The following is a 21,591-nucleotide window of genomic DNA, read 5'->3' as shown; positions in this document are numbered from 1 at the left end:
AGGTTCCTGAAATTTACCGATGGTGTATGTCGCCAGCCGTCCGCTGGAAATGGCGGACCTGGATCTGGAAACCGTTACGCAAGCCTACGTACAGGCTGTCCCCATGGGCCAGCCCGGCAGCGTTGGCCCAGCGGGCCAGGTCGTCCTGTTCAAAGCCAAGCCACAGGTCGCCGCAGGCGTCCCGCGCCCACCCCTGGTCATGGCTGCACAATTCGGTGACCAGCAGACTACCGCCTGCCTTCACCCGTTTGGCCAACTGGCGCAAGGCCAGGGCCGGGTCGCTGAAATGGTGCAGCACCATGTTCAGCACAACGCAGTCGGCGGCCACATCCGTTGCACCCAGTGCATCGGCCAACTGCAGGTTCACGTTGTCGAGCCCCTCGCGCTGGCACACCTGGCGCGCCAGTTCGAGCATGGTCGGGCTGTTGTCCAGGGCGGTCACCTGGGCGAAGCGCCGGGCCAGGTCGGGGAGGAAGCCGCCATCACCGGGGCCGACCTCCAGGGCGCTGGCCGCCGGGTCGAAATGCAGTTTGTCGAGTAGCGCAAGCAGGCTTTCGCGGTACTGCGGCAGGCCGGCGATCAGGTCTTGCTGGGCGCGAAACTTTTCTTCAACGCGCAGGAAGAAGTCCTGGCTGGTGGCCGCACGGCGCTGCTGCACCTGGGCGATCCGCGCCTGCACATCGGGCGGCAGGACCAGGTCGTCGACTTCATCGAGCAGCGCCGCATGCAGCCGACCGCCCAGGCGCAGGCCGTCGGGCAGGGCACGGCGATAGAAGATGGCGTTACCTTCGCGGCGGGTTGCCACCAGCTCGGCCTGGGCCAGCACCTTCAGGTGGTGGCTCATGCCCGACTGGCCGATGTCGAAGATCTGCGCCAGCTCCAGCACGCCGAACGAATCGTTGGCCAGTGCGCGCAAAACATTCAGGCGCAGCGCATCGCCACTGGCTTTGCACAGGGCGGCCAATGCTTCGCGTTGCTCGGGTATCGATTGCGCACGGAGGTTCATGGGGCGGCAGTCTAGACAGGCATCGATGCCCTAGCAAGGCCAATATCAAAAAGTTTTGATATTGGGTGATGGGCGGGACGGTTAACCCGGTTTTGCCCCGAATTGAATGCCAATCACAGGAAAATCCCCCGACTGCGACCATACGTCATTGCCCCAAGCCCCCCCAGTGGGCGAAAATGGCCGCCTTTTTCGTAACACTACCTATTCAAGCCCCCAGGAGATCAGCGATGCCCAGCCGTCGTGAACGTGCCAACGCCATTCGTGCACTCAGCATGGATGCCGTGCAAAAGGCCAACAGCGGCCATCCAGGTGCCCCCATGGGCATGGCGGATATCGCCGAAGTGCTTTGGCGCGACTATCTGAAGCACAACCCGAGCAACCCGAGTTTCGCCGACCGTGACCGCTTCGTGCTGTCCAACGGCCACGGCTCGATGCTGATCTACTCGCTGCTGCACCTGACCGGCTACGACGTCACCATCGATGACCTCAAATCGTTCCGCCAGCTGCACAGTCGTACCCCGGGCCACCCGGAGTTCGGCTACACCCCGGGTGTGGAGACCACCACCGGCCCGCTGGGCCAAGGCCTGGCCAATGCCGTGGGCTTCGCCCTGGCCGAGAAGGTACTGGGCGCCCAGTTCAACCGTGAAGGCCACAACGTCGTCGACCACAACACCTACGTGTTCCTGGGCGACGGCTGCATGATGGAAGGCATCTCCCACGAAGTCGCCTCGCTGGCCGGCACCCTGGGCCTGAACAAGCTGGTTGCCTTCTATGACGACAACGGCATCTCCATCGACGGTGAAGTGGAAGGCTGGTTCACCGACGACACGCCGAAGCGTTTCGAGTCCTACAACTGGCTGGTGATCCGCAACGTCAATGGCCACGACGCCGACGAGATCCGTACCGCCATCGACACCGCCCGCAAGAGCGATCGCCCGACCCTGATCTGCTGCAAGACCATCATCGGTTTCGGTTCGCCGAACAAGCAGGGCAAGGAAGACTGCCACGGTGCTCCGCTGGGCAACGACGAAATCGCCCTGGCGCGCAAGGAACTGAACTGGAACCACGGTCCGTTCGAAGTCCCTGCCGACATCTATGCCGAGTGGGATGCCAAGGACGCTGGCGCCAAGGTCGAAGCCGAGTGGAACAAGCGCTTCGACGCCTACGCCGCTGCCTTCCCTGAGCTGGCAGGCGAACTCAAGCGCCGCCTGAGCGGTGAGCTGCCAGCCGACTTCGCGGAAAAAGCCGCTGCCTATATTGCTGAAGTCGCGGCCAAGGGCGAGACCATTGCCAGCCGCAAGGCCAGCCAGAACACCCTGAACGCCTTCGGCCCGCTGCTGCCGGAACTGCTGGGCGGCTCGGCCGACCTGGCCGGCTCCAACCTGACCCTGTGGAAAGGTTGCAAGGGCGTCAGCCATGAAGATGCCAATGGCAACTACATGTACTACGGCGTGCGCGAGTTCGGCATGACCGCCATCATGAACGGCGTTGCCCTGCACGGTGGCCTGGTGCCTTACGGTGCGACCTTCCTGATGTTCATGGAATACGCCCGCAACGCCGTGCGCATGTCTGCCCTGATGAAGCAGCGTGTGATCCACGTCTACACCCACGACTCCATCGGCCTGGGCGAAGACGGCCCGACTCACCAGCCGATCGAGCAGCTGGCCAGCCTGCGCAGCACGCCGAACCTGGACACCTGGCGCCCAGCTGACGCCGTTGAGTCGGCGGTTTCCTGGAAGCATGCCCTGGAGCGCAAGGATGGCCCTTCGGCGCTGATCTTCTCGCGTCAGAACCTGCAGCACCAGGACCGCGACGCCCAGCAGATCGCTGACATCGCCCGTGGCGGTTACGTGCTGAAAGACTGTGCTGGCGAGCCTGAGCTGATCCTGATCGCTACCGGCTCCGAAGTGGGCCTTGCCGTTCAGGCGTTCGACAAACTGACCGAGCAAGGCCGCAAGGTGCGCGTCGTGTCGATGCCAAGCACTAGCGTGTTCGACGCCCAGGACGCTGCCTACAAGCAGTCCGTGCTGCCGTTGGAAGTGGGTGCGCGCATCGCCATCGAAGCCGCCCATGCCGACTTCTGGTACAAGTACGTCGGCCTGGAAGGTCGCATCATTGGCATGACCACCTACGGTGAGTCGGCCCCGGCCTCTGCACTGTTCGAAGAATTCGGTTTCACCCTGGAGAACATCCTGGGTACTGCCGAAGAGCTGCTGGAAGACTGATACAAGGAAGGCGAGGGCCTTTGGCCCTCGTTCGCGGCACAAGGCCGCTCCTACAGGGTATTGCATACGCCGTCCCCTGTAGGAGCGGCCTTGTGCCGCGAATGGGCCGCGCAGCGGCCCCGTTCAACTGCCGGAGTTCAAGAGCTGCCTATGTCCCACCTGCGTCCCTACAAAGTTGCACTCAACGGTTATGGCCGCATCGGCCGCTGTGTCCTGCGCGCGCTGTTCGAGCGGGGGGCGAAGGCCGGTTTCGAGATCGTCGCGCTGAACGACCTGGCCGACCAGGCCAGCCTGGAATACCTGACACGCTTCGACTCCACCCACGGGCGTTTCCCCGGCGAGGTGAAAGTCGACGGCGACTGTCTGCATATCAATGGCGACTGCGTGAAGGTAATGCGCAGTGCCACCCCCGAAGGCATCGACTGGGCCTCGCTGGGTATCGACCTGGTACTGGAGTGCTCGGGTGCCTATAACACCCGTGCCGATGGCCAGCGTTTCCTCGACGCCGGCGCGCCACGTGTGCTGTTCTCGCAGCCCATGGCCAGCGAGGCCGACGTTGACTCCACGGTGGTCTACGGTATCAATCAGGCCTGCCTGACCGGCAGCGAACGCCTGGTGTCCAATGCCTCGTGTACCACCAACTGCGGCGTGCCGCTGCTACGTGTGCTGGACCAGGCGTTCGGCATCGAGTACGTGCAGATCACCACCATCCACTCGGCGATGAACGACCAGCCGGTGATCGACGCCTACCACCACGAAGACCTGCGCCGCACGCGTTCGGCCTTCCAGTCGGTGATCCCGGTGTCCACTGGTCTGGCACGTGGCATCGAACGCCTGCTCCCGGAACTTGCCGGGCGAATCCAGGCCAAAGCGGTACGTGTACCGACCGTCAACGTCTCGTGCCTGGACATCACCCTGCAGACCGCCCGCGACACCAGTGCGGCCGAGGTCAACCGGGTGCTGCGCGAGGCCGCGCTGGAAGGCCCGCTGAAAGGCTTGCTGGCCTACACCGAGCTGCCGCACGCCAGCTGTGATTTCAACCATGACCCGCATTCGGCGATTGTCGATGCCAGCCAGACCCGCGTTTCCGGCCCCCGCCTGGTGAACCTGCTGGCCTGGTTCGACAACGAATGGGGTTTTGCCAACCGTATGCTCGACGTTGCCGAACACTTTCTGCACGTCGTTCACCCAACCCGCAACAAACAGCCCTGAAGGACTGCATTCATGACCGTGTTGAAGATGACCGACCTCGACCTGCAAGGTAAGCGCGTACTGATCCGCGAAGACCTCAACGTGCCTGTGAAGGACGGTGTGGTAACCAGCGACGCGCGTATCCTGGCAGCGCTGCCGACCATCAAGCTGGCCCTGGAGAAGGGCGCGGCGGTAATGGTCTGCTCGCACCTGGGCCGCCCGACCGAAGGCGAATTCTCTGCCGAGAACAGCCTCAAGCCGGTTGCCGACTACCTGAGCAAGGCCCTTGGCCGTGACGTGCCACTGGTTGCCGACTACCTGGACGGTGTCGCGGTACAGGCCGGCGAGCTGGTGCTGTTCGAGAACGTGCGCTTCAACAAGGGCGAGAAAAAGAACGCCGACGAGCTGGCGCAGAAGTACGCTGCCCTGTGTGACGTGTTCGTCATGGACGCCTTCGGCACCGCCCACCGCGCCGAAGGTTCCACTCACGGTGTAGCCAAGTTTGCCAAAGTCGCTGCTGCAGGCCCGCTGCTGGCTGCTGAACTGGACGCTCTGGGCAAGGCCCTGAAGGCCCCGGCCAAGCCAATGGCAGCCATCGTTGCCGGTTCCAAGGTATCGACCAAGCTGGACGTACTGAACAGCCTGAGCTCGGTCTGCGACCAACTGATCGTTGGTGGCGGCATTGCCAACACCTTCCTGGCCGCTGCTGGTCACCCGGTTGGCAAGTCCCTGTACGAGCCTGACCTGGTTGACACCGCCAAGGCCATCGCTGCCAAGGTCAGCGTGCCGCTGCCCGTCGACGTGGTGGTTGCCAAGGAGTTTGCCGAGAGCGCCGAAGCTACCGTCAAGGCCATTGCCGATGTTGCTGCCGACGATATGATCCTGGATATCGGCCCGCAAACTGCAGCCAACTTCGCCGAGCTGCTGAAGTCGTCGAAGACTATCCTGTGGAACGGCCCGGTCGGCGTGTTCGAGTTCGACCAGTTCGGCAACGGCACCAAGGTGCTGGCAAAAGCCATTGCCGAGAGCGCAGCGTTCTCCATCGCCGGTGGCGGTGACACCCTGGCAGCCATCGACAAATATGGCGTCAGCGAGCAAATCTCCTACATTTCTACCGGTGGTGGTGCTTTCCTCGAGTTCGTCGAGGGCAAGGTCCTGCCAGCGGTGGCAATCCTGGAAGAGCGGGCCAAGGCCTGATGACGTCGGCGCTTGGCAAAGGGAGTGGCCTGATGGTCAAGCAATTGCCTGTGATGATGCTGGCTGGCCTGCTGAGCGCCTGCTCTGGCAGCCCGGCCTCGGATGGCGACCCGGCGCATCCGCCCAAGGGTGGTTGCTACCAGTCCGAGTGGCAGGCCGAAACCGTGCCGGTCATCAGCAAGCGCGTGGGCCCGGAAGGCCTGGAAAAGTACGACGAAGACCACCAGCGCAAGGCGCCGGGTTGCCCTTGATCGGGTGATAGGCAACCTGAAGGTTGATTTGTGGTCTTGAAGAAGGGGCCGCTGTGCGGCCCTTCGCGGGCTTGCCCGCTCCCACAGGTACAGTGCGGTCTCTGTGGGAGCGGGCAAGCCCGCGAAGGGCTGCACGGCAGCCCCAAATCGAGGAAACTGAATGAAAGCGCTTTTGGCCGTAACGGCCCTGGCGACACTGGCAGGATGCTCACTGCTGCAGCCGGCGCAACCCGCCCCGGCAGACAACTGGACCCGTTGGGTCTGCGACACCCAGGCCGAAGTGCTGTGGCGCTTCGCCGATGCACAACGCGAGCAGGTCGACGTACGCCTTGGCGGCGGTGACCAGGTCTACCGGCTCAAGTCCGAGCCGGGTGCTTCGGGTGCGCTGTACAGCGATGGCATGCTGGCCTTCCACACCAAGGGCGAAGAAGGCCTGGTGTACTGGGTGGCAACCAACGACCTGATTGGGCGGGGCTGCAAGGCACCGTGACTGGCCGGGCCGCGTGAATGGCCCACACTACTTGAACAGCAACCGCCCCTGCGGCAGGCTTGCACGAAACAAACGACGCTTGTCGGGAGAGAGATACACAATGGCACTCATTAGCATGCGCCAGATGCTGGACCACGCCGCCGAGTTCGGTTACGGCGTACCAGCTTTCAACGTCAACAACCTTGAGCAGATGCGCGCCATCATGGAAGCGGCTGACAAGACCGACTCCCCGGTGATCGTCCAGGCCTCGGCCGGCGCCCGCAAATACGCCGGTGCCCCGTTCCTGCGTCACCTGATCCTGGCTGCGATCGAGGAATTCCCGCACATCCCGGTGTGCATGCACCAGGACCACGGCACCAGCCCTGACGTCTGCCAGCGCTCCATCCAGCTGGGCTTCAGCTCGGTGATGATGGACGGTTCGCTGGGCGAAGACGGCAAGACCCCGACCGACTACGAGTACAACGTCCGCGTTACTCAGCAGACCGTTGCCATGGCGCACGCCTGCGGCGTTTCGGTAGAAGGCGAGCTGGGCTGCCTGGGTTCGCTGGAAACCGGCATGGCCGGTGAAGAAGACGGCATCGGCGCCGAAGGCGTGCTGGACCACAGCCAGATGCTGACCGATCCGGAAGAAGCGGCCGACTTCGTCAAGAAGACCCAGGTCGACGCCCTGGCGATCGCCATCGGTACCAGCCACGGTGCCTACAAGTTCACCAAGCCACCTACCGGTGACGTGCTGGCCATCGACCGCATCAAGGAAATCCACAAGCGCATCCCCAACACCCACCTGGTGATGCACGGTTCTTCCTCGGTACCGCAAGAATGGCTGGCGATCATCAACCAGTACGGCGGCGACATCAAGGAAACCTACGGTGTACCGGTCGAAGAGATCGTTGAAGGCATCAAGCACGGCGTGCGCAAGGTCAACATCGACACCGACCTGCGTCTGGCTTCCACCGGTGCAATGCGTCGCTTGATGGCGCAGAACCCGAGCGAGTTCGACCCACGCAAGTTCTTCGGTGAAACCGTCAAAGCCATGCGTGACGTGTGCATCGCCCGTTACGAAGCCTTCGGCACTGCCGGTAATGCCTCGAAGATCAAGCCGATCTCCCTGGAAGGCATGTACCAGCGCTACCTGAAAGGTGAGCTGGCCGCCAAGGTCAACTGATCGACCGGCAGCCGTAAAAAACCCGCAGTGATGCGGGTTTTTTTATGGGCGACAAAAAGCCGGAGCATAAATCCGGCAGACCGACCGTTAGTCGGCTACCGTACAGTTGAACCGCTGATAGCGTTCTGATTGCATTGCGTGTTACCACCTCAGGTCTAGAGTACTAATGGATCCAACCGTATTTTGAAGTCGGTCACATAATCGAGAAGCAGCATGGATGGCGCTCAAGCTCAAGTTCAACCACAGCCACTGGATGGCAGCTCGGTTCTACTGGTGGTAGATGACTACCCGGAGAACCTCATCAGCATGCGGGCGTTGCTGGCCCGGCAGGATTGGCAAGTGTTGACGGCAAGCTCGGGGACGGAAGCCTTGAGTGCGTTGCTCGAACACGATGTCGACCTGGTCTTGCTGGATGTACAGATGCCGGAGATGGATGGTTTCGAAGTCGCCCGGCTGATGCGTGGCAGCCAGCGCACCCGGCTGACACCGATCATATTCCTTACCGCCAACGAACAGTCCGAAGCCGCCGTGCTCAAAGGGTACGCCAGCGGCGCTGTGGACTACATGTTCAAACCGTTCGACCCGCAGATTCTCAAGCCCAAGGTCCAGGCCTTGCTCGACCAGCAACGCAACCGGCGCATGCTGCAGCGCCTTACGCGCGAGCTGGAAGCGGCCAGGGCGTTCAATGCGTCGATCCTGGAGAATGCCGCCGAAGGCATCCTGGTGGTGGATGCCCAGGGCATCATCAGTTTTGCCAACCCGGCCATTTCACGCTTGCTGTCTGCCCCGATGCAGCAACTGCAGGGCGTGCACCTGCTCGACCTTGTGCAACTGGCCAGTGCCAGCCTGTGGGGTGATTCTGACTTCTACCAGGCCTACCTGGGGCGGCGTATCTTCCGGGTGCATGATGCCCAGCTGCGTACCCCCGGCGGCGAACTGGTGCCGGTGGCGTTGTCCAGCGCCCCGCTGCCGGCTGACCAACAGGCCATGGTGGTCACCGTGCTGGACATGTCGGTGGTGCGCAACCTGCACCAGCAGCTGGAATACCAGGCTGTAACCGACCCGCTCACCGGCCTGCTCAACCGCCGCGGTTTCTACCAGGCTGCCGAAGGTGCGCTGCTGCGCAACGAGCGCTCGGACAAGGCGCAGGCATTGATATACATGGACCTGGATGGCTTCAAGCGCATCAACGACTCGTTGGGGCACGACACCGGTGACCGTGTACTGCGCTGGGTGGGCGAGCAACTCAAGGATTGCCTGGGCAGCGAGGCCTTGCTGGCACGCATGGGCGGTGACGAATTCACAGCGCTTTTCGACAGCCTGCCGTATCCCGAACAGGCCGGGCGCTATGCCGAGCAGTTGCTTGAGCGTATTTCGATCAGCCACCAGATCGAAGGGCTTGATGTATGCCTAGGGGTCAGCATCGGCATCGCCACCTACCCGGACTGCGGGGCCAATGTGGAAGGCCTGTTGCGCGCAGCCGATGCGGCGATGTACGCCGCCAAGCAGGCCGGGCGCCAGCAGTACCGTTTCTACGACCAGGAGCTCAACGGCCGGGCGCGTTCGCGGCTGATGCTGGAAGACAGTGTGCGCGCCGCCATCGAGCAGCAGGACTTCACCTTGGTGTACCAGCCGCAGGTGTCCTTCATTGATGGCCGACTGCGTGGCTTCGAGGCCTTGTTGCGCTGGCAGCACCCCAGCGTCGGCGACGTGCCGCCGGGGCTGTTCATTCCATTGCTGGAAGAAGCCCGCCTGATCAACCGCCTGGCCAGCTGGATCTACCGCCAGGGGGCCGCCCAGCGCCAGGCTTGGTACGACCGGTTTCCCGCCGACCTTGTGCTTGGCATCAGCCTGAGCCGCGCGCAGTTTGTCATGCCCGGCCTGGTCGAGGAGTTGCAGCGGGTGATCCAGCTTTACCAGCTGGACCCGGCGCAGCTGGAGGTGGAAGTCGCGGAAACTTCGCTGATGTACAACATCGATGCGGCGGTCAAACAGATACACCGCTTGCGCGAGCTGGGGGTGCGGGTGGCCCTGGACGATTTTGGCGCCGGCGACTGCTCGTTGCGCATGCTGCGTGACTTGCCGATCGACACCTTGAAGCTCGACCGCCACCTGGTGGCGCGCTTGCCCGATTCGGCAGTAGATGCTGCCCTGGTCCGCAGTGTCATCGGCCTGTGCGCCGACTACGGCATCACAGTGATCGCCGAGGGTGTGGAAACCCCGGCCCAGGCGGCTTGGCTGAAGGCCAATGGTTGCGAATACGTGCAGGGCTTCCTGGTGGCGTACCCGATGACCGCGGCGGATGCCAGCGGCTTCCCGGCGATTTTCTCCTGGCCTGGGCCATGATTGGCTAGAATCGGCATTCGTCACGCCGAATGCAGCGCCATGACCGTATTACGTTACTTGCAAGCCTACCCCCCGCACCTGCAACAGCAGGTGCGGCAGATGATCGACAGCGACCGCCTGGGCGAATACCTGCAGCGCCGCTACCCCGACCGCCATGACGTGCAAAGCGACAAGGCGCTGTACAGCTATGCCCAGGACCTGCGCCAGCAATACCTGCGCAGTGCGCCGAACCTGGACAAGGTGCTGTTCGACAACCGTCTCGACCTGACCCATCGGGCCCTGGGCCTGAACACGGCGGTGTCGCGGGTGCAGGGCGGCAAGCTCAAGGCGAAGAAGGAAATCCGCATTGCCTCGCTGTTCAAGGAGGCTGCGCCGCAGTTCTTGCGCATGATCGTGGTGCACGAACTGGCGCACCTGCGCGAGCGCGACCATAACAAGGCGTTCTACCAGCTCTGCCAGCATATGGAGCCGGACTACCACCAACTGGAATTCGACCTGCGCGTCTACCTGACCTATCGGGAGCTGCCGGGCAACTGTTAAGGACTACGCAGCATGGAAGTGAGCAAGACCAAGAGCAGCTTCTACCGTCGCCTGTATGTCGCGTGGCTGATCGACAGCCAGACCGCGACCAGCGTGCCCGCCCTGATGGAGGCCACCGGCATGCCGCGGCGCACGGCCCAGGACACCATCGCCGCCCTGGCCGACCTGGACATCGTCTGCGAGTTCGAACAGCAGGAAGGCGCACGCAACCACGCCGGGCATTACCGCATTCATGACTGGGGGGCGATCGACAAGCAGTGGATCATCCGCCATCTGCGGCAGATCCGCGAAGTGCTGGGTTACCCCTGAAGCATTTGGGGCTCAGGCCTGTGCGTAACCTGTGGGAGCTGGCTTGCCGGCGAAAGGGGTGCAAAGCACCCCGGCAATGTCAGCCTTTGCGCATCCCGATGTGCGGGATGTCATCTTCAAGATGTTCCTCGCCCACCACCGCAAACCCATGGCGGGCATAAAACCCCTGCAAATGCGCCTGCGCCGACAGGTAAACCGGTACTCCCGGCCAGCAGTGCTCCGCTGCCTCAAGCCCCTTGAGCAGCAAGTGTTCTTCAAGCGCCAATTCGCGCGCTTCAGGTGATGTCACCATCCGCCCGATTACCACGTCCCCGCCTTGGGACTGCGGATCGAGCAGGCGCAGGTAGGCCACCAGCTGGTCATCCTGCCAGGCCATGAGGTGCAGGGTATCGTCAGTCAGATCCTGGCCATCGACGTCCTGATAGGCGTAGCGCTGCTCGACCACCAGCACTTGCATGCGCAATTGCAGAATTGCGTAGAGCTGGTCCTTGCCGAGATCGGTGTGGTGCTTGCAGATCCAGTCGACGGACATTGGCGCGAACTCCTTGAGTGGGTCTTCGATCATCGCATGGTGTATGGCCTTCGGCCAAAATAGAGGCTAAATGACACTATTGGCCGCTGCCCTTGGTAACAGCTTTGTGTAATCTCTTCGGCAGTGTGTGCCCACCATTGCGAAAGGACTTGAGCATGCGGCCACTGCTTTGTGTTCTGGGATTACTGGCAATGCTGGTGGCCACGGCCGCCCCGGGTCACGACAAGCTACGCCTGGTGGCTGACAACTGGCCACCGTTCACGGATGCCAACATGCCGGGCGGCGGCCTGGCGACCAGCATCGTCACCACGGCGCTGGCCCGTGCCGGCTACAGCAGCAGCTATGAAGAAGCGCCCTGGGCGCGGGCGCTGCTGGGGGTAGGTGAAGGGCGCTACGACATACTGATCAATGCCTGGTACAACGACTCGCGCACCAACATCGGGCAATTTTCCAACGCCTACCTGACTAACCGCATTCGCCTGCTGCAACGCACGGGCGAGGCGTTCCACTACAAAGGCCAGTCGGATCTGTACCCCTACACCATCGCCGTGGTACGTGATTACGCCTATTCACCGGAATTCGACGCTGATACCCGCCTGCACAAGGTGCCGGTGCGCAACTTTTCGTCGGCGGTACGCATGCTGGCGGCAGGGCGGGTGAACCTGGCGGTGGAGGACGAGTATGTGGCCCGCTACAACCTGCAGCGTGAGCCGCAGGAGGTGCGTGACGGGGTAATGCTGGTGGAGCCGCCGCTGGGGGAGAACACCCTGCATATCCTGGTGAGCCTGAAGCACCCGGAGCATAAGCGCATCGTTGAGCGCTTCGAGCAGGCCATTGCGGCGATGAAGGCCGATGGCAGCTATGACCGGCTGATGCGCCAACATGGCTTCTGATCTGTATCGCCTGTGCCGGCCGCTTCGCGGGCTCGCCCGCGAAGAGGCCAGCACAGGCAACAAGGCAATCAGGCCGGGGCACCTTCCTTGATCAGGTGTGCCGCCAAGGTCCGCAACGGCCCCAACTGTCGGCAAATCAACGCCAACTGTGTCTGCACCAACCGCTGATGTTCATCCAGCTCTTCCGGCATCTGCTCCAGCGCATTGGCCAGCGCCTCTTCGGCATCGCTGTGAATCGCCACCGGTAGCCGAGCGGCCAGGCCGTTGGCAATCTCGTCCAGGCTGCTGGCCAGGCTTTGCCCGGCGCCCTCGATCAACTGCTCCTGCACCTCTGCCGGCAAGGCCGTGTCACGGTGCGCGCCCAGCCCCGAGAGGTAGCTGAGCAAGGTGTGCGACAGCACCAGGAAGCGGAAGCCGACGTCGGCTTCCTTACGGAAGTGCCCAGGCTCCATCAGCATGTTGGCCAAGGTCGTGGACAGCGCGGCGTCGGCGTTATGGGCGTTGCGCCGGGCCAGGCGGTAGGCCAGGTCGTCGCGCTTGCCGTGGGCATACTGCTGCATGATCTGGCGCAGGTACACGCTGGCGCAGGCCAGGGTATTGGCCAGCGCCTTGTTCAGCCGTCGCCCTTGCCAGTCCGGCAGGAACAGGAACACCGCCAGGATGGCGATCAGGCTGCCCACCAGGGTATCGAACAGGCGCGGCAGGAACAGGCCGTAGCCATCGCCGATCTGGTTGAAGCAGAACAGCACCATCAGGGTGATCGCGGCCGTGGCCAGGGTGTAGCGGGTGGTGCGGTTGACGAAGAACACTACCCCGGCAACCACGGCGAACAGCGACTGGATGACCGGGTTGGGGAACAGGTCGAACAATGCCCAGCCCACTGTCAGGCCGACGGCGGTGCCGAAGATTCGCTGCACCAGCTTGCGCCGGGTTGCACCGTAGTTGGGCTGGCACACGAACAGCGTGGTGAGGATGATCCAGTAGCCCTGGGTCGGGTGGATCAGGTGCACCATGCCGTAGCCGATCGACAGCGCCAGCGGCAGGCGCAGGGCGTGACGGAACAACAGCGAAGTCGGTGTGAGCTGGGTGCGCAGGCGCTTCCACACGTCCTTCAGCGAGCGTGGCGAGCGGTCGAGCAAGCTGCTGTCGCTGGTATCGGCCAGGCTGTCCGGGTTGCTGGCGGCGCTTAGCAGGCGGTCCAGCGTTGCCAGGTTGGCGGCCAGTGCCCGCAGCGAGCGCAACAGGCTGCGCCAGGCCGGGTTGTTCTGGAGGCGCAGGTGCTCCAGCGAGGCGTTCAGGTCTTCGAGGGCTTCTGGGTAACCACTGGCCAGCACAAACGGCTGGCGCAGACGGATCGAGCGGGCCAGCTCCTGGCACGACGAGCCTTGTTTACGCAGCAGGCGCTGGCAGCGGAACATCACGTCGCTGTGGAAAAACGCTTCGGTCAGGCCGTTGTAGGGGTAGTGCGAGGCACTGACCCGCTCGTGAATGTCCTGGGCCAGGAAGTACAGTTTGAGGTAGCGGCTGACCTTGGAATTGGGCTGGCTGTTGCCTACCCGGTGCAGGATGATCTCCTTGGCTGCGTTGAGCGCTGCCACCACCTTGCCGTTCTGCTGGGCCAACTCCAGGCGCCGGGCCTCGACGTCGAGGGTGCGGATGGGCTCGAACAGGCTGGCCTTGAGCTTGAGGTAGCTGCCCAGTTCGAAGAACAGCTTGGCCAGGCTCTGTTGCACCGGCTGGTTGGAAAACAGCGCCTGCCACAGTACCGAAAGCAGCCCGTACCAGGCCGCACCGGCCACCAGTAACAGGGGCTCGTGCCAGAAGTCCGTCACTTGGCCACCGCGCTGGTCCACACCGATCATGGTGTAAACCGCCGTGATCAGTGTCGCCGAGGCAATCGCACCATAGCGCTCGCCCAAGGCGCCGAGCATGGTCAGGCCGAACGCCGCCAAAGCCAGGGCGATGGCGAATATCCAGGGGTAGGGGAACAGTAACTCGACCGCCAGTGCAGCGATGGCGAAACATACCAAGGTAACGGCGAGGGCGCTGAGGCGGCCCTGCCAGCTGTCGTCGGTTTCGGCCAGGGCGCTGGCGATGATGCCGAGGAACAGCGGAATCAGCAGGGCCATCTCGTTCTGGTACCAGCACAGGGCCAGGCTGCCGGTGAGGGCGATGGTGACCCGGATGCTGTAGCTGAACTTGTCTTGGCCCCACAGGCGACGCAGTGACTGACGGAACGAGCTCGATGACATGATGGCCTGCTAGGCAGTGAGCGAAGAATGCATTGCAGCACGGGCCAGCAAGAAGCGTTCCGTGCTGCTGAATGGATTCTACTCTACACGAACTGCGCCGCGGCGTTGGCTGATGCCCAGGCCCACTGGAAGTTGAAACCGCCCAGGTGGCCAGTGACATCCAGCACTTCCCCGATGAAGTACAGCCCGGGGCTTTTCAGCGATTCCATGGTCTTGGACGACACTTCGCGGGTATCCACGCCGCCCAAGGTCACTTCGGCGGTGCGGTAGCCTTCGGTGCCGGCCGGCACCACTTGCCAGTTCGCCAGTTTTTCGGCGATTTGCGCCAGTTCCGCCGGGGTGTACTGCTTCATCGGCCTGGACTCGAACCATTGCTCGGCCAGCAGGTTGGCCAGCTTGCGGGTGAATACCTCGCCCAGCACGGTCTTCAGTTCGGCGTTGGCACGTTCGGCCTGCATCTGTTGCAGCCAGGTGAGCGCATCGCGGTCCGGCAGCAGGTTGATTTCGACCGTGTCACCGGCTTCCCAGAACGACGAAATCTGCAGGATCGCCGGGCCGCTCAGCCCGCGGTGGGTGAACAGCAGGTTCTCGCGGAAGCTGGTGCCGTTGCAGCTGGCGGTGCAGTCCAGCGAGGTACCGGACAACTCGGTGCACAGTGCCTTGAGCTGGGGCTCGGTGATGGTGAACGGCACCAGCCCGGCGCGGGTTGGCAGCAGGGTGTGGCCAAACTGGCGCGCCACCTGGTAGCCGAAGCCGGTGGCGCCCAGGGTCGGGATCGACAGGCCGCCGGTGGCGATCACCAGCGACTGGCAGGCGAACTGGCCGCCGCTGGTCTGCAGCAGGTAGCCGCTTTCGGTCTTCTCGATGTGTTCGATGCTGGTGTGCATGCGGATCTCGGCGCCGGCCTCGTCGCATTCGGCCAGCAGCATGTCGAGGATGTCGCTGGCCTTGTTGTCGCAGAACAGCTGGCCGAGCTTCTTCTCGTGGTACGCCACGCCGTGCTTGCACACCAGCTCGATGAAGTCCCACTGGGTATAGCGGGCCAGGGCCGACTTGCAGAAGTGCGCATTGTGCGACAGGAAGTTGGCGGGCTCGGTGTACATGTTGGTGAAGTTGCAGCGCCCGCCGCCGGACATGAGGATTTTCTTGCCCGGCTTGTTGGCGTGGTCGAGCAGCAGCACCCGGCGGCCACGGCGGGCGCTGAGCTGGGCGCACATCAGGCCGGCGGCGCCGGCGCCGAGGATGATCACGTCGGTGGAGTGCACGGTGTTACCTCATGGGTTGTTTGGGGCCGCTGTGCGGCCCATCGCCGGCAAGCCAGCTCCCACAGGCCGTGCACAAGCCTGAGGCCTGTGGTGATCCTGTGGGAGCTGGCTTGCCGGCGATGGGCTGCAGAGCAGCCCCAAAAAATGTCAGAGAATGCGGACTTTCAGGGCGCGGCCCTTGATCTTGCCGCTGTTCAGCCGCTGCATGGCCTGCTTGGCGAGCGCGCGCTCCACGGCAACAAACGCCTGGAAGTCGAAGATGGCGATCTTGCCCACCTGCTTGCCGGGGATACCGGCATCACCGGTCAGTGCCCCCAGGATGTCACCAGGGCGCAGTTTGTCCTTGCGGCCTGCGGCAATGCACAGCGTGGTCATCACCGGCAGCAGCGGTTCACCGCCCTTGCTCTTCAAGCTGTCCAGCGAGTCCCAGCGCAGCGGGCTTTTCTGCAGGTCTTCGATGGCCTGGGCACGGTGGCCTTCTGCCGGTGCCACCAGGCTTACCGCCACACCTTTCTCGCCAGCACGGCCGGTACGGCCCACGCGGTGCACGTGGATTTCCGCATCACGCGCCAGCTCCACGTTGATGACCATGTCCAGGCCATCGATATCCAGGCCGCGCGCGGCCACGTCGGTGGCCACCAGCACCGAGCTGCTGCGGTTGGCGAACATGGCCAGTACCTGGTCACGGTCGCGTTGCTCCAGGTCACCGTGCAGGGCCTGGGCGACGATGCCCTTGGCCGTCAGGTGGGCAACCACGTCCTCGCACTGCTGCTTGGTGAAGCAGAACGCCACGCAGGATTGCGGGCGGTAGTGGCCGAGCACACGGGTGACGGCTTCAAGGCGGTGCTGTGGGTCGATCTCGATGAAGCTCTGTTCGATCTGGTTGTCGGTGTGAAGGCTCTCGACCTTGACCTGCTGCGGGTTGCGCATGAAGTCGGCGGCCAGCTGCTTGATGCCGGACGGGTAGGTGGCCGAGAACAGCAGGGTCTGGCGGCGCGATGGGGTCTTGCCGATGATGCTGGCGATGGCGTCGAAGAAACCCATGTCGAGCATGCGGTCGGCTTCGTCCAGCACCAGCGTGTTCAGGCCGTCGAGCACCAGGGTGCCTTTGTCCAGGTGCTGCTGGATGCGCCCCGGGGTACCGACGATGATGTGCGCACCGTGCTCCAACGAAGCGATCTGCGGGCCCAGCGAAACGCCACCGCACAGGGTGAGGATCTTGATGTTGTCCTCGGCGCGGGCCAGGCGGCGCAGCTCTTTGGCCACCTGGTCGGCGAGCTCGCGGGTAGGGCACAGCACCAGCGCCTGGCAGCCGAAGTAGCGCGGGTTGATCGGGTTCAGCAGGCCGATGCCGAAGGCGGCGGTCTTGCCGCTGCCGGTCTTGGCCTGGGCGATCAGGTCCTGACCCTTGAGGATGACGGGCAGGCTCTGGGCCTGGATCGGCGTCATCGAGGCATAGCCGAGGGCGTCCAGGTTCGCCAGCATGGCGGCGGACAACGGCAAAGTGGCAAAGGCGGTGGATTCGGTGGTCACGAGGCGGGCCTGCGTTGCGAAGCGAAAAAATGCCGCACAGTCTACCAGCCTCGTGGCCATTAGCCCTACGGTTCCATGTGTTGTTCCGGACGACGGGCACGCCTTCCGTCCGTCGGCGCCAGTTGCAGGAAGATCGCTGCCGCCAGCATGGCCATCACGCCGATGGTGACAAACGTCAACTGGAAGGCGCCCAGGGTGCTTTCCACACCCTCGGCGCTACCGGCGGCGGTAAAGCCTCCAAGCAAGGCGCCGGCACAGGCCACGCCCAGGCTCAGCGCCAATTGTGCGACCACCGACAGCAGGCTGTTGCCGCTGCTGGCGCTGGCGTCATCGAGGTCGATCAGGGTTACCGTGTTCATGGCCGTGAACTGCATGGAGTTGACCGCGCCCAGCAGGCCCAGCTGGATCAGCAGCACTGCGTAGGGTGTCTGCTCATCGACCAGGCCGAGGCTGGCCAGCAGCAGGCCCAGCAACAAGGTGTTGCCGGTGAGGATGATGCGGTAGCCGAAGCGCTCGATCAGCGGCCTTGCGACAGACTTGGCCAGCATGGCCGCTGCCGCCAGCGGGATCATGCTCATACCGGCCTGGGCGGGTGAGTAGCCCAGTGCCACCTGCAGCAGCAACGGCACCAGGAACGGCAGTGCGCCGCTGCCCAGGCGGGCGAACAGGTTGCCGAGGATGCCGATGGCGAAGGTACGCACGCGGAACAGGCTGGGCGAGAACAGCGGCTCCGGGTCGCGCCCCGCGCGCAGCCAGTAGGCGGCCAGGCAGGCCATGCCGGCGAACAGCAGCAACATCACCCGCAGGTGCGGCAGGTGCAACTCTCCCAGGCCTTCCATGGCGATGGTGATCAATACCATCGCTGCGCCAAACAACAGGAACCCCGGGCCGTCGAACGAGGTTCGTTCGGCACCGCGCAGGTCCGGGATGAACTTCCAGACGGCAATGCAGCCGATCAGGCCGACTGGCAGGTTGAGCAGGAAGATCCAGTGCCAGCTGAGGATTTCCACCAGCCAGCCGCCGACGGTTGGCCCCAGCAGTGGTCCGAGCAGGCCAGGGATGGTGATGAAGCTCATGATCCGCACCAGCTCGCTGCGCGGGTAGGCGCGCAGCACCACCAGCCGCCCGACCGGCAGCATCAGTGCACCGCCCAGGCCCTGGACGACGCGGGCGAAGATCAGGAAGCCGAGGCTGTTGGCTGCGGCGCACAGTAGCGAGCCGAAGCTGAACAGCAGGATGGCGCTGAAGAAGATGCGCTTGGTGCCAAAACGGTCGGCGATCCAGCCCGAAGCCGGGATCAGCAGGGCCACGGTGAGCATGTAGGCGATGATCACGCCTTGCATGCGCAGCGGGTCTTCGGACAGCGAGCGGGCCATGGCCGGCAGCGCGGTGTTGAGGATGGTGCCGTCCAGGGACTGCATGAAGAAAGCGATGGCCACCACCCAGGGGATCCAGCGGGCGGTGACGGGGTCCAGCGGGGTGCGCTCAGGCATGACTTCCTCGTTTGTCAGTGCCGCCCCTTTCGCGGCTAAAGCCGCTCCCACAGGGATATCACTACATTTGCGGGCAGTGGAAATCCTGTGGGAGCGGCTTAAGCCGCGAAAGGGCCGGCAAGTCCAGTCACAATGTCAGGGTCAGGCCTTTGACCAGTGCCCCGGGCAAATGGCTCGACCCGGTACTGCGCTGGCCATAGGTACTGGTCGACAAGATCATCTCGCGCTCCTGGGTCAGGTCCTCCAGCTGGTTGCCCAGCAAACTGTACAGGCTGTCATCGAAGCGCATGGTGCTTACCGGCCCTTGGATCTGCCCGTTTTCCACCCAGAAGGTGGCGAAGCGGGTCAGCCCGGTCATGCGTGCTGCAGGCAGGTCAGAGTAGTTCAGGTACCACAGGTTGCTGATGTACAGCCCGGTGCCAAGCCGCTCAAGGACCTGCTCATTGGCCAGGTTGCCTGGCGCCAGGCTGAGCGCGCAGGGCGACTCGTAGCTGTCGGCGCCATTGGCCAGCAGCTCGAACTCGACCGCGCTGCGTGCGCAGATCAAGCGTTGCTGCGCCGCGCCTTGCTGGATCAACGGCACATCCAGGCGTGGCGCCCCTTCATCGGAAAACGCCGGGCTTAGCGAGCCGCTGACCTGCTCGGTGAAGCTCACCAGCGGGCTTAACCGTGCATCGCCGTTGTACAGGCGCTGCAAGGCGCTGTTGCCGGTGGCGAGGGCCTGTGCGGAAAAACCGCCCCAGCACAGCATGCCGGCGATTTCGTCCATGGCCGCAGGCGCCAGGTAGGCTCGGTAGCTGCCAGGCTTGAGGGTAACTGCCGGGCGGCCGAGGAAGCCCAGTTGTTCACGTGCCTGGCGCAGGCGCTCGGTGAAGTCGTCGGCGCTCCACTGCTGGCCGGCATAGTTGGCCTTCACCGCCTGGCCGTTTTCGTGGAACAGGCTCCAGTCAAAGTTGAAGCTGTTGGCCTGGTGCCAGCCAAAGGCCCCGAACGAACTGGCAAAGCCCCGGCAGATCGGGCCGGCGGCGTAGATGCCGACCAGGTCCAGGTCGCCAGCTTCACGGTCGAGCAGGGCCAGTACCTCGTCCAGTGCGGGCAGGGGATGGTCCAGCAGGCTGTGGCTGTGCCAGGCGCTTTCGTCCAGGCGCAGGTACGGGTCGAGGGCCAGCAACGGCAAGGTGTGGCGCAGTTGCTCAAGGGCATCGCTCAGGCGCTGGCGGTCCAGTTGCACGTCGCCACTCAAGGTCACTTGCTGTTCCGCCTGGCGGCCATCGCGCACCAGCCGCAGTTGCGCGCTTGCCTGGCTCACTTCACCGGCCTGGCGCACCTTGGCGTGGTTCAACCGCACGAACTGCGACTGTTCTGCGCTGTAGCCGAGGGTGAACTGCTCGCCTGCTTGCAGGGCAGCGCGTACATCCCCGACAAGCGTTTCGAAAGCGTGCTTCATCAGGCGTCTCCTCCGAATACATCGATCTGGCGGAATACGCAGGCCGGCGAGGCATGGCCGACCCGCACCACCTGGTTAGGTTCGCCTTTGCCACAGTTGGGCGTGCCCAGTACCTGGAAGGTACTGCGGTCGCCGACGGCCGACAGGTTGCGCCAGAACTGCGCGGAGATGCCGCGGTAGTTGGGGTTCTTGACGATGCCCTTGAGCTCGCCGTTTTCAATCAACTGGCCATATTCACAGCCGAACTGGAACTTGTTGCGCGCATCATCGATGGACCACGAGCGGTTGGTACGCATCAGGATGCCGTGCTCGATGCCTTGCACCAGTTGCTCCAGGCTCTGATCACCCGGTTCGATGTTGAGGTTGGCCATGCGGTCGATCGGTGCACGGTTCCAGCCACAGGCGCGGCTGTTGGCCACGCCGTCCAGGCCAGAACGGAACTGCGACAGCGCGCCGCCCAGTGGGCGCAGCAGCAGGCCGTCGCGGATCAGGAACTGCTTGCTGGCCGGGGTGCCGTCATCATCAAAGCTGTAGCTGGCCAGTTCTTCGCCGATGGTCGGGTCGAAGGTCACGTTCAACAGGCTGGAGCCGTACTGCAGGTGGCCGAAGTCGCTGGCTTTGACGAAGCTGGTGCCCGCGTAGTTGCGCTCGTCGCCGAGGATGCGGTCCATCTCCAGCGGGTGGCCGATGGACTCGTGGATCTGCAGCATCATCTGGTCGGGCATCAGCAGCAGGTCGCGCGGGCCGCTGGGGGTGTTGGGGGCCAGCAGCAGTTGCAGTGCCTCGTCGGCCACCTGCCGGGCGGCGCCGACCAGCCCGCAGCGCTCGATGATCTCGAAACCGCCCTGCTGGCCGAAGTTGTCGCGGCCCAGGCTGCGGCTCTGGCTGTCCTGGCCATCGCTGGCGGTTACGCCCAGCCCCGGGAACAGGAAACGCTGTGCGTGCCGCAGTTCGGCGCCCGCGGAGTTCAGGTAGGTTTGCTCCACCAGGCTCAGGCCCAGACTGGCCTGCCAGTCCACCAGGCGGCTGTCCTTGGGCACGCTGGCCGATTCGGCGGCGAGCAGGCCAAGGCAGTCGGCGAGGGAGGGGACGGGCTGGTCGAAGTTGGGCGAGATATGGTCGTGGCGTGCGCTGGTCACCGGCTGGTTGCGCAGGTCCAGCAGGCTGTGTCGGGCAATCTGCCGGGCCAGCGCCTCGGCTTGTTCCAATGCGCGTTGCAGGCCAGCCTGGGAGAGGTCGGCGGTGGCCGCATAGGCCTCCACGCCATTGACCCGCACGGTGAGCATGGCGCCTTCGTCCTGGCTGAAGAAAGGTGGCTCGGCGACATTGCGGCGAACCGACAGCGCCTGGTGCGACTGTTTCACATGGCGCAGGGAAAACAACTCGGCCGTACTGCGCAGCGCGGCAAAGCGCTGGCGCAGCAGGGCGCTGGAATCGAACATGCAAAAGCCTCCGT

18 protein-coding genes are annotated in these 21,591 nt (G+C 63.8%); 10 read left to right on the top strand and 8 right to left on the bottom strand.

All coding sequences use genetic code 11. From position 1 onward, the window contains the following. Positions 1–13: 13 nt before the first annotated feature. Positions 14–1,006, bottom strand: a complete 993-nt coding sequence (locus PP4_RS25360) for an ArsR/SmtB family transcription factor (protein ID WP_016501948.1) — start codon at positions 1,004–1,006, stop codon at positions 14–16. 227 nt (positions 1,007–1,233) lie between these two features. On the opposite strand from PP4_RS25360, the gene tkt reads away from it, so the two are divergent. The 9 genes from tkt (at position 1,234) to PP4_RS25315 (ending at position 10,720) form a co-directional block, all read left to right on the top strand. After that, positions 1,234–3,231 (top strand): transketolase, encoded by a 1,998-nt coding sequence (tkt, locus tag PP4_RS25355; RefSeq protein WP_016501947.1) that lies wholly within the window; start codon positions 1,234–1,236, stop codon positions 3,229–3,231. Positions 3,232–3,381: 150 nt separating this feature from the next. Then, positions 3,382–4,443 carry an erythrose-4-phosphate dehydrogenase gene (gene epd, locus PP4_RS25350; protein ID WP_016501946.1) on the top strand — a complete coding sequence of 354 codons (1,062 nt, stop codon included), beginning with the start codon at positions 3,382–3,384 and terminating at the stop codon, positions 4,441–4,443. Between the two features lie 12 nt (positions 4,444–4,455). Next, a complete protein-coding gene (locus tag PP4_RS25345) occupies positions 4,456–5,619 on the top strand; it encodes a phosphoglycerate kinase (RefSeq protein ID WP_016501945.1) in 1,164 nt (387 codons plus the stop codon). Beyond that, positions 5,619–5,870 (top strand): hypothetical protein, encoded by a 252-nt coding sequence (locus tag PP4_RS25340; protein WP_016489511.1) that lies wholly within the window; start codon positions 5,619–5,621, stop codon positions 5,868–5,870. The genes PP4_RS25345 and PP4_RS25340 overlap by 1 nt, the downstream gene beginning before the upstream one ends. A 160-nt stretch (positions 5,871–6,030) precedes the next feature. Next, positions 6,031–6,360 carry an MliC family protein gene (locus PP4_RS25335; RefSeq protein WP_016501944.1) on the top strand — a complete coding sequence of 110 codons (330 nt, stop codon included), beginning with the start codon at positions 6,031–6,033 and terminating at the stop codon, positions 6,358–6,360. A gap of 100 nt (positions 6,361–6,460) precedes the next feature. Next, the gene (gene fba / locus PP4_RS25330; RefSeq protein WP_016501943.1) at positions 6,461–7,525 is read left to right on the top strand and encodes a class II fructose-bisphosphate aldolase; all 1,065 of its coding nucleotides are present in this window, start codon (positions 6,461–6,463) and stop codon (positions 7,523–7,525) included. A gap of 213 nt (positions 7,526–7,738) precedes the next feature. Beyond that, a complete protein-coding gene (locus PP4_RS25325) occupies positions 7,739–9,871 on the top strand; it encodes a putative bifunctional diguanylate cyclase/phosphodiesterase (protein WP_016501942.1) in 2,133 nt (710 codons plus the stop codon). A 39-nt stretch (positions 9,872–9,910) separates the two neighbouring features. After that, positions 9,911–10,411 carry a M48 metallopeptidase family protein gene (locus tag PP4_RS25320; RefSeq protein ID WP_016501941.1) on the top strand — a complete coding sequence of 167 codons (501 nt, stop codon included), beginning with the start codon at positions 9,911–9,913 and terminating at the stop codon, positions 10,409–10,411. A 12-nt stretch (positions 10,412–10,423) separates the two neighbouring features. Then, positions 10,424–10,720 carry a winged helix-turn-helix domain-containing protein gene (locus PP4_RS25315; protein ID WP_003249396.1) on the top strand — a complete coding sequence of 99 codons (297 nt, stop codon included), beginning with the start codon at positions 10,424–10,426 and terminating at the stop codon, positions 10,718–10,720. Positions 10,721–10,799: 79 nt separating this feature from the next. Here PP4_RS25315 and PP4_RS25310 read toward each other — a convergent pair whose 3' ends face one another. Continuing rightward, positions 10,800–11,252, bottom strand: coding sequence for a GNAT family N-acetyltransferase (locus PP4_RS25310; protein ID WP_016501940.1), 453 nt, complete (start codon positions 11,250–11,252; stop codon positions 10,800–10,802). Between the two features lie 155 nt (positions 11,253–11,407). Here PP4_RS25310 and PP4_RS25305 point away from each other — a divergent pair, with 155 nt between their 5' ends. Next, positions 11,408–12,145, top strand: coding sequence for a substrate-binding periplasmic protein (locus tag PP4_RS25305; protein ID WP_041167917.1), 738 nt, complete (start codon positions 11,408–11,410; stop codon positions 12,143–12,145). A 68-nt stretch (positions 12,146–12,213) separates the two neighbouring features. On the opposite strand, the gene yccS is transcribed toward PP4_RS25305, so the two are convergent. The 6 genes from yccS to PP4_RS25275 form a co-directional block, all read right to left on the bottom strand. Then, positions 12,214–14,397: a YccS family putative transporter gene (yccS, locus tag PP4_RS25300; RefSeq protein ID WP_016501938.1), complete on the bottom strand. Its 2,184-nt coding sequence runs from the start codon at positions 14,395–14,397 to the stop codon at positions 12,214–12,216. An 83-nt stretch (positions 14,398–14,480) separates the two neighbouring features. Then, positions 14,481–15,662 (bottom strand): BaiN/RdsA family NAD(P)/FAD-dependent oxidoreductase, encoded by a 1,182-nt coding sequence (locus PP4_RS25295; protein WP_016489502.1) that lies wholly within the window; start codon positions 15,660–15,662, stop codon positions 14,481–14,483. A 147-nt stretch (positions 15,663–15,809) separates the two neighbouring features. Beyond that, positions 15,810–17,147, bottom strand: a complete 1,338-nt coding sequence (dbpA, locus tag PP4_RS25290; protein WP_231859037.1) for an ATP-dependent RNA helicase DbpA — start codon at positions 17,145–17,147, stop codon at positions 15,810–15,812. Between the two features lie 113 nt (positions 17,148–17,260). After that, positions 17,261–18,688, bottom strand: coding sequence for a multidrug transporter subunit MdtD (gene mdtD / locus PP4_RS25285; protein ID WP_016501936.1), 1,428 nt, complete (start codon positions 18,686–18,688; stop codon positions 17,261–17,263). A gap of 127 nt (positions 18,689–18,815) precedes the next feature. After that, positions 18,816–20,135 carry a TldD/PmbA family protein gene (locus tag PP4_RS25280; protein ID WP_016501935.1) on the bottom strand — a complete coding sequence of 440 codons (1,320 nt, stop codon included), beginning with the start codon at positions 20,133–20,135 and terminating at the stop codon, positions 18,816–18,818. After that, positions 20,135–21,577, bottom strand: a complete 1,443-nt coding sequence (locus tag PP4_RS25275) for a TldD/PmbA family protein (protein WP_016501934.1) — start codon at positions 21,575–21,577, stop codon at positions 20,135–20,137. Before PP4_RS25275 ends, PP4_RS25280 begins: the two co-directional genes overlap by 1 nt. Between the last annotated feature and the right edge of the window lie 14 nt (positions 21,578–21,591).

It is taken from the genome of Pseudomonas putida NBRC 14164 (genome assembly GCF_000412675.1).
Taxonomy (GTDB): domain Bacteria; phylum Pseudomonadota; class Gammaproteobacteria; order Pseudomonadales; family Pseudomonadaceae; genus Aquipseudomonas; species Aquipseudomonas putida.
This window is presented reverse-complemented; position numbering and strand designations above follow the sequence as displayed.

Excerpts from the sequence above, each read along its gene's own strand:
- PP4_RS25360 (WP_016501948.1), bottom strand. The coding sequence starts at position 1,006 with ATGAACCTCCGTGCGCAATCGATACCCGAGCAACGCGAAGCATTGGCC.
- tkt (WP_016501947.1), top strand. The coding sequence starts at position 1,234 with ATGCCCAGCCGTCGTGAACGTGCCAACGCCATTCGTGCACTCAGCATG.
- epd (WP_016501946.1), top strand. The coding sequence starts at position 3,382 with ATGTCCCACCTGCGTCCCTACAAAGTTGCACTCAACGGTTATGGCCGC.
- PP4_RS25345 (WP_016501945.1), top strand. The coding sequence starts at position 4,456 with ATGACCGTGTTGAAGATGACCGACCTCGACCTGCAAGGTAAGCGCGTA.
- PP4_RS25340 (WP_016489511.1), top strand. The coding sequence starts at position 5,619 with ATGACGTCGGCGCTTGGCAAAGGGAGTGGCCTGATGGTCAAGCAATTG.
- PP4_RS25335 (WP_016501944.1), top strand. The coding sequence starts at position 6,031 with ATGAAAGCGCTTTTGGCCGTAACGGCCCTGGCGACACTGGCAGGATGC.
- fba (WP_016501943.1), top strand. The coding sequence starts at position 6,461 with ATGGCACTCATTAGCATGCGCCAGATGCTGGACCACGCCGCCGAGTTC.
- PP4_RS25325 (WP_016501942.1), top strand. The coding sequence starts at position 7,739 with ATGGATGGCGCTCAAGCTCAAGTTCAACCACAGCCACTGGATGGCAGC.
- PP4_RS25320 (WP_016501941.1), top strand. The coding sequence starts at position 9,911 with ATGACCGTATTACGTTACTTGCAAGCCTACCCCCCGCACCTGCAACAG.
- PP4_RS25315 (WP_003249396.1), top strand. The coding sequence starts at position 10,424 with ATGGAAGTGAGCAAGACCAAGAGCAGCTTCTACCGTCGCCTGTATGTC.
- PP4_RS25310 (WP_016501940.1), bottom strand. The coding sequence starts at position 11,252 with ATGTCCGTCGACTGGATCTGCAAGCACCACACCGATCTCGGCAAGGAC.
- PP4_RS25305 (WP_041167917.1), top strand. The coding sequence starts at position 11,408 with ATGCGGCCACTGCTTTGTGTTCTGGGATTACTGGCAATGCTGGTGGCC.
- yccS (WP_016501938.1), bottom strand. The coding sequence starts at position 14,397 with ATGTCATCGAGCTCGTTCCGTCAGTCACTGCGTCGCCTGTGGGGCCAA.
- dbpA (WP_231859037.1), bottom strand. The coding sequence starts at position 17,147 with ATGCTGGCGAACCTGGACGCCCTCGGCTATGCCTCGATGACGCCGATC.
- mdtD (WP_016501936.1), bottom strand. The coding sequence starts at position 18,688 with ATGCCTGAGCGCACCCCGCTGGACCCCGTCACCGCCCGCTGGATCCCC.
- PP4_RS25280 (WP_016501935.1), bottom strand. The coding sequence starts at position 20,135 with ATGAAGCACGCTTTCGAAACGCTTGTCGGGGATGTACGCGCTGCCCTG.
- PP4_RS25275 (WP_016501934.1), bottom strand. The coding sequence starts at position 21,577 with ATGTTCGATTCCAGCGCCCTGCTGCGCCAGCGCTTTGCCGCGCTGCGC.